We start from the raw sequence: 17,604 nt of genomic DNA, 5'->3' as shown, positions 1-17,604 counted from the left end.
GGTGAATAGCGCAGCTTGGTAGCGCATCTGGTTTGGGACCAGAGGGTCGGGGGTTCGAATCCCTCTTCACCGACCACATTCTAAAGCCTCACTAGCAATAGTGGGGCTTTTTTACATCTTGTATTAAATGCTGATGATTTTGTGTGCATACAGGGTCGGGGTCTGGAAGCCCAGCCGCGTCGAATTCCTCTTCACCGACCACATTTTTAAGCCTCACTAGCAATAGTGGGACTTTTTTACATCTTGTATTAAATGCGGATGATTTTGTGTGCATACAGGGTCGGGGTCTGGAAGCCCAGCCGCGTCGAATTCCTCTTCACGCCCACCGTAGAAAGCCTGCTTTTATAGTAGGTTGGCGTCGTGGACTACAGCGTCTGTGCGATCTTCTTCTCTCTACCTTCTCTAAGGTTCTCATTTTCTTGCCTCAACTCACGAGCCTTACTGGGTATGCTGATGCGCTCGCTTTTGTCTCTGATGAGAGATTTTTAACGCTTTCTAAGCGGAGTTGCTGATGAACCTCTCAATCTGAGAGGAAATCTCCCCTTTCTCATAACGTGTGGTTTTTTTGTGTCTATATTTTAGTTTCTTGGCATTTAACACTCTGATTTTCAAACACCAGTGAGTTGCTGATGCTGTGAAGGAAAAACACAGCGGATGGCCAGTGTCTATAATTCCATATTTAGCATTTTATGCTTAATGATTAGTTACACACTAAGCGTATTAACTGGTTTTTCTAAATGGAATAAAGTGTTGTTTTGCATTTGTTAATATTCACATGAAAAAATCTCACGGACGATTATGATGAATGATTGGTCATTTTTGGCGACATTTTCTAGCAAAAATGCCAACTGGCACACAAAAAGTGTTGCGCTGATTTTTGTTAAATATCTATTAACGAATATTTATTCGATATTTTTGCCTTGAAATTAACCGATTGCTGGCCGTTAAACTTTAATTGTTGCTTTTTTGTGTGTTTTTTGCCAAATTGTGTTCCGACCTGATTTTTAGAGTAATATTCTGCAATCAGAAGGGATTCATTGGTTTGTTGAATGATGATCGTGTTTGATTATTCAGCACCACAGACAAGGCAGTAGAGGTCTGAAATGTCACTATTAGAAGTGAAAAATCTTCGTATCGAGTATCCATCGCGCCATGGGGTTCATGCGGCGGTGAAATCGTTGTCGTTTAATATTGAACGAGGCGAAATTGTTGGTGTCGTCGGTGAGTCGGGTGCGGGCAAGTCAACCGTAGGTAATGCGGTGAGCGATTTGTTGAGCCCTCCTGGTCGTATTGCCAGCGGTGATGTGTTCCTTGATGGTGAAAAAATTTCAGGCCTTTCTCCAGAAGCAATGCGTAAAGTGCGTGGCTCTAGAATTGGTTTTATCTTCCAAGATCCCATGACCTCGCTCAATCCTCTCTTTACTGTTGAACAGCAGTTAAAAGAAACCATTCACGCCAATATGAATGTCTCTGACGAAGAGGCTTACACGCGCGCTTTATCATTAATGAAGCAGGTGGGCATCCCTCAACCTGAAAACCGCTTAAAGCAGTATCCTCACCAGTTTTCTGGCGGTATGCGTCAGCGCGTGGTGATTGCGATTGCCCTAGCAGGCGAGCCGGATTTGATCATTGCAGATGAACCCACCACGGCACTCGATGTGTCGATTCAAGACCAAATCCTCAACCTGATCCGCGAGCTATGCATTAAGCACAACGTGGGGTGTATGTTGGTCACGCACGACATGGGCGTGGTATCGAACGTGACTGACCGTGTTGCCGTTATGTACCGAGGTGACTTGGTTGAATTTGGCCCAACGGCCAAAGTGTTGGGTAACCCAGATCATCCTTATACGCGCAGCTTGATTTCTGCGGTACCGCGTTCGGATAGGAAGCTTGATCGCTTCCCTCTGGTCAGCTACATCGAAGAAGCGAGCGAATTGCAGCCTCTTGATATTAAAAATCACTGGCTGGGTCAAAGTGAAGATCAGAGAAAATACACCGGGCCACTGCTTAATGTTGAAAACGTTAACTTGCGTTTCGTCACTAAAGACTCGCTGTTTGAGAGCCGTCGTGAGTACGTGCAGGCATCGAACAATGTCAGCTTCCAAGTGCATGAAGGGGAAACTTTTGGTTTGGTGGGGGAATCGGGTTCGGGTAAATCCACTATCGCACGAGTGATCGCGGGGCTGTATGCGCCTAACTCAGGTAAGGTGACGTTTGAAGGTATTGATCTTACTGCGTTGACGTCAGAAAAAGCGCGCCGTCCTTTACGTCGCCAAATGCAGATGGTCTTCCAAAATCCATACACTTCGATGAACCCGCGTATGAAGATTTTCGACATCATCGCGGAGCCCATTCGTTTCCATAAACTGACCAACAGTGAAGCGGAAACGCGCCAAATCGTGAACGATCTCTTGGAGCACGTTGGCTTAGGGCGAATGGCCGGGGTGAAATATCCACATGAATTTTCGGGTGGCCAGCGTCAGCGTATTTCGATTGCGCGCGCATTGGCGACTCGTCCACGTCTTTTAATTTGTGATGAGCCAACCTCGGCACTGGATGTCTCGGTTCAAGCACAGATTCTGAATTTGCTCAAAGATCTACAAAGCGAACTGAACTTAACCATGCTGTTTATCAGTCATGACCTTCCGGTTATCCGCCAAATGTGTGACCGAGTGGGTGTGATGCAGATGGGGACCTTGCTCGAAGTCGCACCGACTGAGCAACTGTTCCGCTCTCCACAGCATGAGTACAGTAAGCACCTGATTTCCTTGATGCCAGAGTTCACTGGTTTGAGGGAAGAGGTGAAAACGGCATAACCAAGCTTGCTTGGCACAATAACAGACGCAAATACAACAACTAGGGATTCGGATTCCCGCATAAGGAGTTATGCAATGAAAACCATGAAAAGCAAACTGACCGTGGCTTTAATGGCAGCAGGCCTAAGCCTGAGTGCTGCTGCGGCAGACATCAAAGTTGCTTATGATGCAGATCCAGTGTCACTTGACCCGCATGAGCAGTTGTCTGGTGGTACGCTACAAATGTCACACATGGTGTTTGATCCACTAGTTCGTTATACCCAGAAATTGGATTTTGAACCTCGCTTGGCTGAAAAATGGGAACGTGTTAACGACACCACTTACCGCTTCCAGCTACGTAAAGGGGTGAAGTTCCATTCCGGTAACGAACTGACGGCTGATGATGTCGTGTGGACGTTCGCTCGTCTAAAAGATTCTCCAGACTTCAAAGCGATCTTTGAACCGTATGAAAAAATGGTCAAAGTGGACGATTACACGGTTGAGTTGGTGTCCAAAGGGGCTTACCCATTGGTACTACAAACTGCCACTTACATCTTCCCGATGGACAGCAAGTTCTACTCTGGCACGACAGCCGATGGCAAAGACAAAGCGGAAGTGGTGAAGCACGGTAACTCATTTGCTTCGACCAACGTTTCTGGTACCGGCCCGTTCATCGTTACTTCTCGTGAGCAAGGTGTGAAGGTCGAGTTTGAGCGCTTCAAGGATTACTGGGACAAAGAGTCAAAAGGTAACGTTGATAAGCTGACGCTTGTGCCAATCAAAGAAGACGCGACACGTGTGGCTGCGCTCCTTTCTGGTGGTGTTGACATGATTGCGCCGGTTGCGCCTAACGATCACCAACGTGTGAAAGATGCGAAAGGCATCGAGCTTGTGACGCTGCCTGGTACGCGCATCATCACTTTCCAAATGAACCAAAACAGCCATGAAGCGCTGAAAGATGTGCGCGTGCGTCAAGCGATCGTTCATGCCATCAACAATGAAGGCATTGTTGATAAAATCATGAAAGGTTTTGCGACAGCGGCTGGTCAGCAAGGTCCTGAAGGTTATGCGGGCTACAACGCGGAACTGGTTCCTCGTTTCGATCTGAAAAAAGCTAAAGAGCTGATGAAAGAAGCGGGTTATGAGAAAGGCTTTACGCTGACGATGATCGCGCCGAACAACCGTTACGTTAACGATGCGAAAGTGGCTCAAGCGGCATCTGCAATGCTATCGAAAATCGGTATCAAGGTAGACCTAAAGACCATGCCTAAAGCGCAATATTGGCCTGAGTTTGATAAGTGTGCAGCAGACATGTTGATGATCGGCTGGCACTCAGACACAGAAGATTCGGCGAACTTCTCTGAGTTCCTCACCATGACGCGTAACGAAGAAACGGGCCGTGGTCAGTACAACTGTGGTCACTACTCAAACCCAGAAGTGGACAAGTTGGTGGAAGCGGCGAACGTAGAAACCGATCCTACCAAACGTGCAGCGATGCTACAGAAAGTAGAAGCCACGTTGTACAACGAAGCGGCATTCGTTCCTCTACACTGGCAAAACCTCGCGTGGGGCGCGAAATCTACGCTGGATATCAAACCAATCGTCAACGCGATGGACTTCCCATACTTTGGTGACTTGGTCGTAAAAGAGTAACACTGGCTTTCTCCCACTCAAGCGTTGGGTGGGATGAGTGATTTTAGGCGCTCAACTTTGTTTCAGTCGGGTTGAGCGCCGTTTTCAGACTGAAGTTTATATGGCCGTGATAGCGAACGGGCATAGTCATGGATAGCAAAAGGGGCAAGGAATGTTTTCGTTTCTGGTCAAGCGCCTGTTTCAGGCACTGATAGTGATGTTTGTGATCAGTTTAGTGGCGTTTGCCATTCAGGATAACCTAGGCGACCCGTTGCGTGAGCTAGTGGGCCAGTCAGTTTCAGAAGCAGAGCGCCAAGCACTGCGAGATGAACTTGGTCTAAACGATCCCTTTATCACCAAATACACACGCTTTATCGGCGCTGCATTGCAGGGCGATTTAGGCACTTCATACTTTTTTAAACGTCCTGCGGTGGATGTGATTCTTGATAAACTCGTTGCCACCCTAGAGTTGGTGTTTGGCGCGACCGTATTAATCATCGTCTTTTCGATCCCGCTTGGGGTTTATTCCGCGATTCATCCGAAGAGTTTCTTTACCAAAGTGGTCATGGCAGGCAGCAGCATCGGTATTTCGATCCCCGTCTTCTTAACCGCGATCATGCTGATGTACGTCTTCTCGATTGAGCTGCAATGGCTGCCATCCTATGGGCGAGGGGAAACGTATAACCTACTCGGTTGGGAATCGGGCTTTTTTACTATTGATGGCTTAAAGCACTTAGTGCTGCCTTGTATCGCGTTGGCGTCGATCATGCTGCCACTGTTTATTCGTCTGGTGCGTTCAGAAATGCTGGAAGTGCTGAGTTCGGAATACATCAAATTTGCCAAGGCGAAAGGTCTCGCGCTGAACAAAATTTATTACCAACATGCGCTCAAAAATACCATGCTGCCAGTGTTAACCGTCGGTGGCGTGCAGATTGGTACCATGGTGGCGTACACCATTTTGACTGAAACCGTGTTCCAATGGCCGGGAACAGGCTTCCTTTTCCTTGAGGCGATCAACCGCGTGGATACCCCACTGATCACCGCTTACGTCATTTTTGTCGGACTGATTTTCGTGGTGACCAACACCATCGTTGACCTGCTGTATGGTTTAATCAACCCGACCGTGAACTTAACAGGCAAAGGAGCATAATCATGGAACACGTTAATAAAGCTCCTTCTGTATGGGAACGCTTTAAAGAATCGGATTTTCTTTACTATTTTAAACGCGACAAAGTGGCGATGAGCAGCTTCGCGGTGTTCATGCTGTTTTTGCTGTTAGCGATTGCCGCGCCGTTAATCGCGCCGAGCAACCCCTATGATCTCTCATCGATTGACATTATGGACGCGGAGCTACCGCCATCTTGGATGGAAGGCGGTGATGAAAACTTCGTGCTGGGCACCGATGAGCAAGGTCGCGATATCCTTTCCACCATCTTATATGGCTCGCGTTTGTCGCTCACCATTGGCTTTATGGCGGTGGCGCTGCAGCTGTTTTTGGGCATCGTGATTGGCTTGTCGGCGGGTTACTTTGGTGGCCGTATTGACAACTTTTTAATGCGTTTTGCCGATGTTCAGCTCTCCTTCTCGACCATGATGGTAGCGATTATTGTCTCGGCGATTTTTAAAGCCAGTTTCGGCAGTGATTTCTACAGCCAATATGCGGTGGTGATGCTGGTGGTGATCATCGGTGTGGCGGAATGGCCACAATACGCACGTACGATTCGCGCCTCGGTATTGGCGGAGAAGAAGAAAGAGTACGTTGAAGCGGCACGTGTGATGGGCTTTAAAGCACCGCGCATCATGTTCCGTCATATTCTGCCGAACTGTTTATCACCGATTTTGGTTATCTCAACCGTGCAAGTCGCCAACGCGATCATGTCGGAAGCGGCGCTCTCGTTCTTAGGGCTGGGTTTGCCCGTTGACCAACCGTCACTGGGTGCGTTGATCAGCATTGGTTTTAACTACATCTTCTCCGGCGCTTGGTGGATCACCGCCTTCCCAGGCATTGTGCTGGTGACGCTGGTGTTAGTGATCAACCTATTGGGTGACTGGTTACGTGACGTATTTAACCCAAAAATCTACAAAGGGTGATCTGAGCTGATTGATTTATAATCGGAAAACTACCTAAACTAAGAGTCGTAAGCCAATTACGGCTCTTTTTTTGCTTGTCATTTTTTATTCACCAGGACGCGGCAAATTTTTGGCCTTGCAACGTGTTGTAGGCAGCAGTCTGAGCGTCACTGAGCAATTCATTGATGAAACGGGTAGAGTGAAGTTATGGAACTAAGCAAATCGGCACGCTTGCCGATCTTCAAACCTCAACGATTGTGGTTGATGGCGGCACTGTGTTTCTTTGGCGTTGCTACTCCAGCAGCGGCGGAAGGCTTTCTATGTGAAGCCACACAGGCAAGCACCAACGAATTACCCATGTTAGATAAAGCCTGCCCGATTGGTGATGGTGTTTGGGGTAAAAAAGCGCCCAAAAGCGGCAAAGAGGATTTCTTTTGGATTCAATGTGGCATCTTAAATCAGCCAATGCCACTGGCCGACGCCAAACCGCTTTACAAGCAGATCACCACCGATGTGTGGATGAAACCTGAAAACAAAACCTATCGTTGTTTGATTGGCCCGTATCAATCTTTTGCTCAAGCCAGCAAAGATCTTAAACAGGTCAAAAAACTGGGCGATTACCGAGAAGCCTTTATTCGAGTCGTTAAGCCACATTCTGCGGTAAAACCGGTCACAGCAAGCAAAGAACAGAAAGCGATAACCAAGCCCACCGCCCCAAAAACGCAACCGAAAGTACCAGTTGCTGCTAACAAGCCAATGCCGGCCCCTGCGCAGGCGACCTTGGCCACAACGCCAGCTAAGCGCAGTAACGACGACTCTTCATCCATCGACATTCGTAAAAGTGCCGAGTTAAAAGGCCGTACTTATGTGGTGCCTTACTTAATGGATGATAAACACCAATTTTACATGGAGCATAATCAAGCGTGGAATCGTTTGGATTACAGCAGTGCGGAAGTGGTGTGCAGCGATCTGCACATGCGTTTATTAACTGAAGAGGAGTTCCTCACCTTATTGGATTCAAAAGTGATGGAAAACCAGCTGTGGCCAATGCAGTTGCCTTATTGGGGGCGAGGGAACAAAGGCTTTTTTACTGATGGTCGTGTGACGCAAGTAAAAGGCTCTTCATTGCTCAATGTGCTGTGTGTGAAGTAGTTGGATGACACCCAAAACAAATAAGCCCCGCGATGCGGGGCTTGGTGTATTTCAATGGTAACAATTATTCGTTGTTGCCAGTACCTGTCCATTTGATGTTGAACTTCACCGCTTCTGCGTAAGCGCCTTCAGCGTCTTTTGTTCGGCCAATAATGCTGTAAACATTACCAACAGTTAGAGCTGGGAGATCCAAATCAACCGTAGCGTATTTCAAACCATTTTCTTCCTTGGTGTAACACTCAAAATTCCATGAAGAGTTATTGCTTTGCGAGTAAACAGTGCCAATTTCAGGACCAGTGAAAGAGAAGCTTTCATAGAAATCAGCTAGGTCATCACAGGTGAAGCTTGTGTTTGGCATATCAAACCAAATACCGGCATCCATTGGTTGCATTGAGTCGCCGCTCTCAGTTAATTGAACGCTTACCAAACTTGGTACCCAAGTATTTGCTTGTGCAGCTGGCAAGTTCATCTTGAAGGCTCGACCTAGGTAATCGGCGTCTGATTTTACGTTGATACGTGCTTGCGCATCTAGTGCGTTGGCATAATAGGTGTAGCTCTCAGCTTCACCAGTTTCGATGCCATTTTCCAAGTAGCGCACAATGACGTTTTCTGCACCGGATGCGATATCACTACCACTTGGTGTAACCGTAGTTTCAAGCGTCATTTGCTCAGTAATAGTTTTACCATTTTCTTCAAACGTGAAGCTTGCAATAATTTTGTTATCGACTACTTCGTAGCTCGCCCCTTCCATAATAGAGTTTGGCTCTTGGCAGCTAGTCAAGCTGTCTGGTGTACGCGCGTATTCATACACTAAGCCATTTTCATAGCGAACCGAATCACACCAAACACTGCTGTAGTTTTGGTTCTGCTCACCGTTAGAAGAACCGTGCTCAAGCATGTACCAAGTTTTTCCCTCAATTGAGCCGCCTACTGGTGGTGTGTCACCCTCGGCCACTTTTGGTAGCGCGATACGCTTCATTTCAGAGAGCAAACCATCGTTCGCATCTGGGTTGATACCCGCTTGGATGAAGAACTCACCACCTTGGCTTGCTGCTGTAGGGGTGCCTGAAATGGTTAGAACACCCTGTTCAGCAGAGGCGCGAACGCCAGGAATGCTGGTCATATACTCTTGGTCTTTACCAGCAAGGCCAACGTAATATTCCACAACGCCGCTGGTATTTTCTGCGGTGAAGATATCGGCCAATGTGACGGTCAGTTGTAGCTGAGGAAGTGATTGACCTACTTTCATATCAGTAAGTTGGGCGTGGATCTCGCTTTGCAGGTTTGCAAGCTCTGCGTTGTTTACGCTAAAGCTTGGTACTGGCGCTTCTTCCACAGCGGCGAGTTTAAAAGCGATTGCTGTGCGCTCTTTACCATCAAAGGCTTCAACGGTAATGGTTTCGCCTGCCGCATAAACTTGCTCAGGCTTACCTTCGATACGTAAACGGTTTTGGCCTTGATTGTTAATGATAAGCGCGTTGAGACCTTTAACTGATGTTTTTGCCGTGTATGTCAAGTTGTCATCGTCGGCATCGGTAAATAGGCCATCAATTGACATCTCTTCTTGCTCGGTTAAATCAGTCCCAGCAAATAGCTCAATACTGCCAATCCACTCTTGCATGGTCGCCGCGATGCTTTGGTCGACCACTGGCGCACTGTTTGGGATCGCGACTTTTAGGTTGAAGATGGCCGCAGCATTACCGACCACTTTCTTATCGCTATTAATGTCATTGGCACTGACTTTCACCATGTAAGATAGACGTTCTTGTAGCGTACCACCTTTGGTTAGATCACCATCAACATGGATAACAGCGCCATTCTCGCCAACAGATGACAGAATGACTTGGTTGGTATCGTAGTCAATCACTTCCACGGTAACCGTGATTTCATTAGCATCTTTATCGGAGAATAGGTTCACCGTTTTGCCATTGATTGCCGCGCTGGTGTTGATGTCTAGAGCAATGGTGTGTGACTCTTGCGCTGTGCTTAGCGAGGTGCGAACTTGCGCTTCCACATTGCTGTTTACGCTCAGTTTGTTGTTGATGGTTACGGTTGCTTGGCCATTTTCTACTTCAACGGTAGGCTTAAAGCTTGGATCATCAAGTTTGTCCGCGTTATTTGCATCATTAACAATTGTGGTGGCTTCTTGCGCGATGATAAGAGCGGTTTCTGCATCATAAGTGCCGGAGTTCTTCTCTGCTTTCACTTTTGATTCAGTTAGAATCTGTGCGGTTTTGTGCAGCGTATGGTTCTGTGCGGCAATCACATCGCTAAAGGCAGTGTCGCCGCTAATACCGAGCGTTTCGTTCACTTTCTTTTTTGCTTGCGCAATTATTTCTTCGGTTGGGTTAGCACCCGCTTGAACCACAACAAGGTCAGTCAGTGGTGAAATTACTTTTTCGCCAGGTAGAGTGAATAGGGCGACCTCGTGTGCCATGGCTTGAGTCGGGTGGTCCATGTCGATAGTGTATTTACCTGCGTAAAGCGATGGGTCTTTCGCAATTAGCGCGGTTTGCACATTGCCACCAGGAACTAGCGTTTGTAGGCCTAGGCGTGTTTGTTTTTCTTTGATAGCGTTGAATTCTGCTGTTTTGATTTCAAGCTGACCATCTTTGCCTTTTAAAGGCGCAGTCAGACCTAGAATTTGGTCTGTGTTAACATCAAATGCACCGTTATTGTTGGTGTCAGCAAACACCACGGCATTGTTAAAGTAACCGTCAAAGCCTGTCACGATAACACCGCCAGGTGCAACGTTGCCATTTGAACCTGAACCACTGTCTGAACCGCCACAACCGGTGAGGGCGATCGCCACTGACGCTGCTAGTAAACTAACCTTTTTCATCTAAGAGTCCTTTGCTTCTTTATTCTGACTAAATTGAATAACGCACATCGTTAGAGTCTTCTTTCCTCTTTTTATAAATCATGCGAAAGAAGGGAGAATTTCGGGGCTTTTTTATCCGGTTAGAGCGGGAGTTTCAAGGCACGAAAAACAGCGAAAAAACCGTAAAATTTATTTTAATTTTTTTATCAATAGCGGGGTTGGCAAATGGTTCGACAGGGTTAACATCGGAGCCCAAAAAAGAAGGAGATAACAATGAAACAGTGGGTTAGGTTAATCATGATTGGTGCGTGTTTGGGCTCTTCAGCGGCTGAGGCGCAAGTGACCCTTGATAAGAGCAAATATGGTTACTCTTACTTTACCCTTGGCTTTGAGAATGTGGTGTATGAAGAGTTGTTTCCCGGCTTAGATTCCGATGCCAGCGTGGTGAGCCCGGTGCTAAACACGGGAGGGCTTTACCACATCAATGCGCGTTACGATTTTTCCATCGATGCGTTAGCGACCTTTTCGCCGATGAGCGCCACTGAAGAGTGGCAGAAAGACGGTACGCGAATTCAAACCAATCAGTTTGAATACTTGAAAGCGGCAACCAACATTTTGCTGCACTACAAACTGCAAGATAACTGGCGTGTGTTGGCTGGGACGTCATTGAGCTATCAAACCTACAAACGCTATGGCCTGAAAAACCACAATGGTTACGTCAATGATGTGTTTCGCGAAGGCAATACGTGGGAAGAGAAATCGACGGATATTTTCCTCGATGCTGGCTTAGCTTACGATTCTGGCCACCTGTATGGGGAGAGCGATTGGCGTGTTAGTGGCCGTTGGATATTCGGTGTGCCGATTTGGAGTGTCACTGAAAACTCACGTTTTGAAGACATTCAATTTAACGACTTCGGTTTTAGAACCAATGCGGAAGCAACCCTTAGCTATCAGATCATGCCAGGTTTGCATTTGGGGTGGTTTGTGATGCTCGGTTACGAGAAACGTTTCGAGTCTGATCCGCAACGAGTGATGTATACCACAGCAAGTGGTGTGGAGAAGCAAGGTCAAGCTTGGTTGCCAGAAGCACAAACTTGGACACTCAATACGGGATTACAAGCGTTGTGGAACTTCTAATCCCGTTTGTTGGGCTCAACTTCACAATTGCGGGTGGTGGTAAATCAGATTGATTTTTAACTCCTCCAACAGGTGTGCGAACTGCGGTTTCGGCCGTAGGATGTAGCTGTAAATCTCGCCTTGTTGCAGGTCATTGTCATCTCGATAGTCGTGGTTGATGGCCAAAGAGCGTTTGTTTGGTCCGGATGGAAAGACAAAACAGGCGACCAAGGAGACGCCATCTTCGCTTTGGCTGTAGGAGACAACATCTTCGTAGTCGCCCCGACCCGCAATGACGGAGAGCTCAAAGTAAGGCTGCAGGGTGGAGCAATCAAAACTGCCACTGATACGATGAATGTTGAGGTCGGAGTCAAAGCGCTGATAAACCGTGGGGTCCGCGGCTTGACGCTCGTAGATGTAGTTACCGACTTCTGCGGGAAGGTAATTTTGCTCAGCGTCGATAAAGAGGTAGTCAAAAAAGGTCATCTCATAAAGCTTTCGACCCGTTTCTACGTTGAGCCTTGCTTCCATCGCGGCTTTGTCGGTGACCATAGTGTAGGTTTCGTACTGGTTGCCGTCATGCACCGTGGTGAGATGGTTTACCAATCCTTCCGTGAGGTTGGATGGGTAGCTTTGGCGAGTAATCCAGGTTTGTTTGGCATCAAAGGCGGACTGACTACTGGTGAGAATCAGCTTATCGTCTTGCTGCTCAAACTCGCCAATCAATTTAAGTTCTTCATCGCTCGGACATTGGCGACGATTGCGCGCTGAGGCGAAATAGACCTGATGATTGATCAGCTTCCACGCTTGGCAGTAAATCACCTCATAAGGGTAGCGAATGCCCGCAAAGGTTTGGGTGGTTTCTAAGCGATAGAAGGTTTGACCAATCAGTGGGTGAGTAAACTGTGTACCCGTTTCTCCAATCGCGGGCAGGTCAAAATAAGCTTTTACCCACGCTTGGTCATCACTACCGTGGTGATCATCGCGCGCGGCGATCATCAACTGGGGTTGCGCTGCGGCTTTGGTTACGGTGCCTAAGATCTGCACGGTATCCAGATTGCGAACTTTGAGCCCCGGTACGTTTATACGCACTGTGAGGGTGAGAAAGTCGTCATCGGCATCCACAAACAGTTGATCAATGTTGAGGGAATAGCGAATGGGCGCGCCTTGATCGAGCTCCCAGCCGAAAACCTGACTCTGGATTTGTTTGGCTACTTCCGCATTGAGCCTAGGTTTGCTGTTTGCGCCAACGCCTTTGGCAAGTTCTTTGTCGGAGACAATCACTGTGGTATTCGACGCGCTGCTTGGCAGAGCGATTTCGAGTTCTTCCTCTGGTATTGGTGTTTGCCCAGTTTCCTCGGATGGTGGCGAAGGCAAAATGGCTGCCGCCTGAGTGAAGAGAGGCGGAACGTGAAGGTTCGCGTTTTGGGTTGGCGTTGCTGCGTTTGGTGCCTTGTTTTCAACCGAAATGGCTTTGGCATGTGGCGCTGCTACGTGGGTTTCTGCCTCAGACAGCACACTCGAGGTCGCTTGGCTTGAAGAGAGCCAAAACCACATTCCAGTGACAAATGTGATGGCGAAGACGACGAATAGGGGCTTACGGTGAGTCATGATCCGGATTATGCCATTCGTGATTGCAGCCAACTGCGTGAGAATTTGAGGTCTTTTTCAATCAAACTGGCACTGCATTCGAGTAACTCGCTGATCTCTTGGTTTTTCATCCCCATCAAGTACTTCAGTTTGAGCGCATTAGACTGACGAGGGTAGCGAACACTGAAGTTATCCAGTGCTTTGTCCATGATGATCAACTGCTCAAATTTTTCCTGATGTTCACTCGGTAGCTGTGTCACTTGCTGGCGCTTTTGCGCTTGCAGCGAACGTGCATTGTCGATCAAAATTTGGCGCATCACTTTGGCCGCCATGAGGAAAAAGTCGCGCTTGCCGCTGATTTCACTCATGTCGCTGGTGGAAAGCTTAAGGTACGCATCGTGGATCAAAGCGGTGGTGCTGTTCACGCTGTCTGCCAACACTTCGTTTTCAAGACCATACTTCTCGGCGTTGCGCTCCCGCTCTTGTTGGGCGATTTTGCGCAGTTGCAGGTAGGCAAATTGATACAGCTGGCTTTCGGCGGCTTTGTCACCCGCTTGCCACTGTTGAATGATATGGGTAAGAGAAGTCGATTGCGCACTCATGACGGCTCTCCTTGCTGTTTTACGAATTCGGAAATGGTGTAAGTATCAATGCGATCAGAGCCATCGCGTTGAGGAGACACTTGCTGTTGATAGCGATACAAGATGCCCTGATCCCAATTTTGTCCGGCAGGGAGGTATTCCCATGTGGTGTATTGCGCTGGGTAAGGTTGTGGAAACCAGCGCACCATTACGTTCATCTGCTCTAATTGTGCGTGGCCAGAGGCATTACGTAGCCACCACATATCTTGATACTCTTGTGTCACATCTTGGCGATAGGCTGATGCCGCCAGCGGGCATGACGACATATTGCTAGGGCCAAGCCACACTCGGCCATCGGCAATGTTTAAGCAGCGTTCTGTGAGGGTTTGCTCTTGGTATTGGGTCTCTTTCCAGATCCCTTCAAAGGCGATGTGTTGCCCCTTGTTTTCTGGGTAGATAAACCAAATCGATTCCGATTTGTTGCTGTGGGTGACTTCAGCCTTCTTGCCCAAACCTTGCATTTTGCCCATTACGAGTTGGGTGTGAGGGTCAAAATTCATCGCGACTGAACGATATTTCCAATCGCCTTCGTCGTCGAAATCTTCTAATGAAAAGCCATTGAGATCGTGACGTGTGCAACCTTGGCTAGCACAGCCAACAACCCCTTCCCACTGTGCAAAATGGCTCAATGGCTCCACGGTTTTTTCTCGATAGGCGTGCTGTCGATTGAGGTAACAGCCGTTGAAGTAATCGCCGACGCTGGGGTATTGGATTAAGTGCTCTTGGGTTACTTCGAAACTCATCTCGCCGATGGGGGTGCGGTAGTTGGGCTTATCGAGCATGCGTAAGTCAAGCGCACAAGCACGCCCCTGCCAATCGGCTTTTTTGATGATGATGTTGCGCAGGCGCACATTCAGCGGTGAGAAAATCGCTTCGTTCGAGGTAAAGTGCTGCTCAATGTAACGCTGGCTCTGATTGAGATGCTCAGCGGCTTCCTTGATGGAAACCAACTCTATATCCAGTTGGTTGGCGGTGTTATCGAGAAAATTGAGATCAATGCCTTGCAGTTGTTGTTGGAATTGAGGATCCGAGACAATGCGATTGAGCAGAATGATTTCATCACGATTTTCTGGCGTGCTGTCGAGCGAGAGCAACAAACGCGTCATATTGATACTGCGGCTTGGTTTGGTTGTGGCGAGTGTTGGGGTAATCACCTCTTGGCCAGAAAGCGTTGTGAGCAAATAGCCACTGTCGTCACTGCCGAGGAAAAAACTCACCACATCCCCTGGGTGGTATTGAAAAGCGCCTTTGTGAGTGGTGCCTGAGAGATTTGAACTGGTTTTGTAATACAAGCCCGTAACGGGAGAGTCAATAAAGTAACCCGTTTTGGGCGTGGCCGATTGCGCGCTCAAGGAGAGGCAACTTAGCAAGGCAGTGGCATAGAATCGTGGCTTCATGATCTCTTACGGTTTGATTAAGGTTGGCAATTTTCTTGGCAGTTTGCCTCGACAGCGTGTTTCTCTGGTGTTGGCGTTATCATCGCCAACAACATTTTCTGCTTAATGTGCTTAGGGATCTCTGGATTGGAGAGAATTCGTCGGCGTGTGATTTCTAGCATTGAGTTCACTGACAGATGTGCGGTTTCATTGCCTTTGGTGTGGAACATCAAACTGGTTACTTCATACATCATATTCTCAGCAACCAACTTTTCTTGCTGGAGTTGGCGATTTTTGCTGATCAAGGTGCTGGTGAACAGCATACCGCTCATCACTAATAAGGTGAGCAGCACAGTCGGGATCGGCCTTCGTTGTATTAGCCGTTTGGTGCTGTAGAGCGGAATGTGCTGTTTGAGTGAAATTGGTCGGCACGCCAGCATGTTCTCGATGTCCGCTCGTAATTCGCTGACGCTTTGGTAGCGTTGTTCCGCTTTTTCTTGGGTGGCTTTGTCGATGATGAAGCGCAGATCGGAATGTTTGCCAACTTGAGCAAAGAGCAACTGCAAGATTTTTCCTAGCGAGTAGAGATCACTCTGCTGCGTTAAATAGCCCCCCGATTTTTGCTCTGGGCTGGCATAACGCTCGCTAAAGGCCACCAATCCCACTTGCCCTGATTGATTGGCCTGAGTGCTGACTTTTTGCGTTAGGTTAAAATCGAGCAGCTTGGGCCTACAATCTTGATCAATGAGGATGTTTTCCGGCTTGATGTCAGCATGCAGCACCTGATTGTGATGCGCGTGTTCAATCGCTTGGCAAAGGTAACGAAACAGCGTGAGCCTGGTGCGTTGATCCAGCTGATGTTGTTGCAAAAAAGCATCCAGCGTGAGGCCTTCCACCTTTTCCATCACAATGTACACCGAATCTTGATGCACCCCGCCATCAAACACTTTGGCAATACAAGGGTGGTTAAGTCTAGCGAGTAACTGCGCTTCATCAAACAGCGCTTTTTTTCCCAGTACTTGAGTCAAAGAGGGTTGGATAAATTTGATGGCCAGTTGTTGTTCAAACGTCTCGTCAGCGCGATAAGCGGCGTACACCACACCCATGCCGCCTCTTCCCAGCTCATGAGTGAGCTGATATTTGTCGATTAGCTGGTTGGTAAGGTCGAGTGGGATCTCGGTAGCATGATTGGCGTGAAAGCCAAGCAAGGCGGTGAAAGGCTCATGTTCATGAGACTGGATTAACGGTGCCAACGCTCGAAAGACATCAGGGGCGTCTTGTTCGAGTTGTTGGAGCGCTTGTTGTTTCTCTTCTTCATTGAGATCCAGCAAGTGATAAAACACTTGCGTGGCACTGGAGCCTAGCGGTACAGACATTAATGCATATAGTTAGGTTTTTTGTTCGCGCTCAGTTTATAAGAATTCTGTATCGTATGTGAGAGTTTTCTTACTATTGAGAAATTAAAAAGATAAAATCTTTGATTTCAGTCGAAATTAAGAGCGACTAAACAAATAAAAATCACATATTATTCCGCTCTGTTTTCGATTTTTTGTGTCAGTTCCAGATATTTCTGCTCGATAAATGCCTTTTCTTTGTTGACGTGCATCAGCTGTTTTTGCATCGCAAGTAGCTTCTGTTTGAGCTCATCACTGGCAGCGCTACTCGTGCTGGCAGGCGCTTGATTGGCCAACTGCTGTTTGTAGTTCTCAATGGTGGCGAGCAGTTGATCCTTCTCTTTTTGAAAGCCTTGCTCGACATCTTGAAAGCCACCGCTTTCGCTGATCATGATGTACTCCCGCTCCAGTTGCTCAAACTGTTTCTCAATATCCTCTTTCTGTTTGCGCAATCCATCAACGGTATCATTTTGTTCTAGTAGCTTGGCTTTGGCTTTGCGCAGGCCACGCACGCTTTTGTCGAGATCGCCCCTGAGCTTACGAATCAACTGTTGGGATTTACTCAGTTTTTGGTTGAGAGCCTCAATGGAGGCGAGATCGTGTTCACTGGGGTTTGGGCTTGTGGCGCGAATCTCGGCTACTTGCTTTTCAAGTGCTTGTTGAATTTGAATGAGTGCATTGAGCGTTTCGCGGTTCTCATTGCTGTAGTCGATGGCGTGATTGACCGATTCTTCACACATCGCCACTGTCGTTGGGGAGGCGGCAAGGCTCTTGGCGTTTGCCTCTTTGGGGTGAATAGCTTTGCGAAACTCTCGCAGCATCAGCCACAGCAACACAAACCAAGCCAACAAAATCATCAAGCCAAGGTTGATGCCTAACATCAGCAACAACTCTTTATCCCAAGATTGGTCGAAGAACTCGAACGACATCGCGTGCTTACCTCGTTTAATCGCGTATTGATAAGTTTAGAAGCTGCGACGAATTGTGCCTATAATTTAAACACTTCTCGCAACT

General features: G+C 47.8%; 12 protein-coding genes. 6 read left to right on the top strand and 6 right to left on the bottom strand.

Annotated features, from left to right (window positions below; all coding sequences use genetic code 11):
* Positions 1–1,103: 1,103 nt before the first annotated feature.
* From LZU85_RS17410 to LZU85_RS17390, 5 genes are all read left to right on the top strand, one after another.
* The gene (locus LZU85_RS17410; protein WP_013570899.1) at positions 1,104–2,819 is read left to right on the top strand and encodes a dipeptide ABC transporter ATP-binding protein; all 1,716 of its coding nucleotides are present in this window, start codon (positions 1,104–1,106) and stop codon (positions 2,817–2,819) included.
* A gap of 75 nt (positions 2,820–2,894) precedes the next feature.
* Complete coding sequence (locus tag LZU85_RS17405; RefSeq protein ID WP_237287945.1) at positions 2,895–4,451, top strand: ABC transporter substrate-binding protein; 1,557 nt, start codon at positions 2,895–2,897, stop codon at positions 4,449–4,451.
* Between the two features lie 151 nt (positions 4,452–4,602).
* Positions 4,603–5,580, top strand: a complete 978-nt coding sequence (locus LZU85_RS17400; RefSeq protein WP_011079105.1) for an ABC transporter permease — start codon at positions 4,603–4,605, stop codon at positions 5,578–5,580.
* 2 nt (positions 5,581–5,582) lie between these two features.
* Entirely contained in the window at positions 5,583–6,521 is a 939-nt protein-coding gene (locus LZU85_RS17395; RefSeq protein ID WP_118893128.1) for an ABC transporter permease, read from the top strand.
* Positions 6,522–6,707: 186 nt separating this feature from the next.
* Positions 6,708–7,652, top strand: coding sequence for an SPOR domain-containing protein (locus LZU85_RS17390; protein ID WP_237287936.1), 945 nt, complete (start codon positions 6,708–6,710; stop codon positions 7,650–7,652).
* Between the two features lie 64 nt (positions 7,653–7,716).
* Here the strand turns inward: LZU85_RS17390 and LZU85_RS17385 are convergent, their stop codons facing one another.
* On the bottom strand, positions 7,717–10,494 hold the full coding sequence (locus LZU85_RS17385) for a hypothetical protein (RefSeq protein ID WP_237287934.1): 2,778 nt from the start codon (positions 10,492–10,494) through the stop codon (positions 7,717–7,719).
* A 252-nt stretch (positions 10,495–10,746) separates the two neighbouring features.
* Between LZU85_RS17385 and LZU85_RS17380 the strand changes: the two genes are divergently transcribed.
* Positions 10,747–11,610, top strand: coding sequence for a hypothetical protein (locus tag LZU85_RS17380; protein ID WP_176299308.1), 864 nt, complete (start codon positions 10,747–10,749; stop codon positions 11,608–11,610).
* 21 nt (positions 11,611–11,631) lie between these two features.
* On the opposite strand, the gene LZU85_RS17375 is transcribed toward LZU85_RS17380, so the two are convergent.
* The 5 genes from LZU85_RS17375 to LZU85_RS17355 form a co-directional block, all read right to left on the bottom strand.
* Positions 11,632–13,200 (bottom strand): hypothetical protein, encoded by a 1,569-nt coding sequence (locus LZU85_RS17375; RefSeq protein WP_237287933.1) that lies wholly within the window; start codon positions 13,198–13,200, stop codon positions 11,632–11,634.
* A gap of 8 nt (positions 13,201–13,208) precedes the next feature.
* Positions 13,209–13,781: a sigma-70 family RNA polymerase sigma factor gene (locus LZU85_RS17370; RefSeq protein WP_017789646.1), complete on the bottom strand. Its 573-nt coding sequence runs from the start codon at positions 13,779–13,781 to the stop codon at positions 13,209–13,211.
* Positions 13,778–15,217, bottom strand: a complete 1,440-nt coding sequence (locus LZU85_RS17365; protein ID WP_237287931.1) for a chromosome partitioning protein ParA — start codon at positions 15,215–15,217, stop codon at positions 13,778–13,780. Before LZU85_RS17365 ends, LZU85_RS17370 begins: the two co-directional genes overlap by 4 nt.
* 17 nt (positions 15,218–15,234) lie before the next feature.
* Positions 15,235–16,572: a serine/threonine protein kinase gene (locus LZU85_RS17360; protein WP_176299305.1), complete on the bottom strand. Its 1,338-nt coding sequence runs from the start codon at positions 16,570–16,572 to the stop codon at positions 15,235–15,237.
* A 149-nt stretch (positions 16,573–16,721) separates the two neighbouring features.
* Complete coding sequence (locus LZU85_RS17355) at positions 16,722–17,519, bottom strand: chromosome partitioning protein ParA (RefSeq protein WP_237287929.1); 798 nt, start codon at positions 17,517–17,519, stop codon at positions 16,722–16,724.
* Positions 17,520–17,604 lie beyond the last annotated feature (85 nt).

Source organism: Vibrio floridensis, from assembly GCF_021852965.1.
Lineage (GTDB): Bacteria > Pseudomonadota > Gammaproteobacteria > Enterobacterales > Vibrionaceae > Vibrio > Vibrio floridensis.
The sequence above is the reverse complement of the archived record's forward strand: the minus strand, read 5'-3'. Positions and strand labels throughout refer to the sequence as shown.

Excerpts from the sequence above, each read along its gene's own strand:
- LZU85_RS17400 (WP_011079105.1), top strand. The coding sequence starts at position 4,603 with ATGTTTTCGTTTCTGGTCAAGCGCCTGTTTCAGGCACTGATAGTGATG.
- LZU85_RS17395 (WP_118893128.1), top strand. The coding sequence starts at position 5,583 with ATGGAACACGTTAATAAAGCTCCTTCTGTATGGGAACGCTTTAAAGAA.
- LZU85_RS17360 (WP_176299305.1), bottom strand. The coding sequence starts at position 16,572 with ATGTCTGTACCGCTAGGCTCCAGTGCCACGCAAGTGTTTTATCACTTG.
- LZU85_RS17380 (WP_176299308.1), top strand. The coding sequence starts at position 10,747 with ATGAAACAGTGGGTTAGGTTAATCATGATTGGTGCGTGTTTGGGCTCT.
- LZU85_RS17355 (WP_237287929.1), bottom strand. The coding sequence starts at position 17,519 with ATGTCGTTCGAGTTCTTCGACCAATCTTGGGATAAAGAGTTGTTGCTG.
- LZU85_RS17375 (WP_237287933.1), bottom strand. The coding sequence starts at position 13,200 with ATGACTCACCGTAAGCCCCTATTCGTCGTCTTCGCCATCACATTTGTC.
- LZU85_RS17390 (WP_237287936.1), top strand. The coding sequence starts at position 6,708 with ATGGAACTAAGCAAATCGGCACGCTTGCCGATCTTCAAACCTCAACGA.
- LZU85_RS17365 (WP_237287931.1), bottom strand. The coding sequence starts at position 15,217 with ATGAAGCCACGATTCTATGCCACTGCCTTGCTAAGTTGCCTCTCCTTG.
- LZU85_RS17405 (WP_237287945.1), top strand. The coding sequence starts at position 2,895 with ATGAAAACCATGAAAAGCAAACTGACCGTGGCTTTAATGGCAGCAGGC.
- LZU85_RS17385 (WP_237287934.1), bottom strand. The coding sequence starts at position 10,494 with ATGAAAAAGGTTAGTTTACTAGCAGCGTCAGTGGCGATCGCCCTCACC.
- LZU85_RS17370 (WP_017789646.1), bottom strand. The coding sequence starts at position 13,781 with ATGAGTGCGCAATCGACTTCTCTTACCCATATCATTCAACAGTGGCAA.
- LZU85_RS17410 (WP_013570899.1), top strand. The coding sequence starts at position 1,104 with ATGTCACTATTAGAAGTGAAAAATCTTCGTATCGAGTATCCATCGCGC.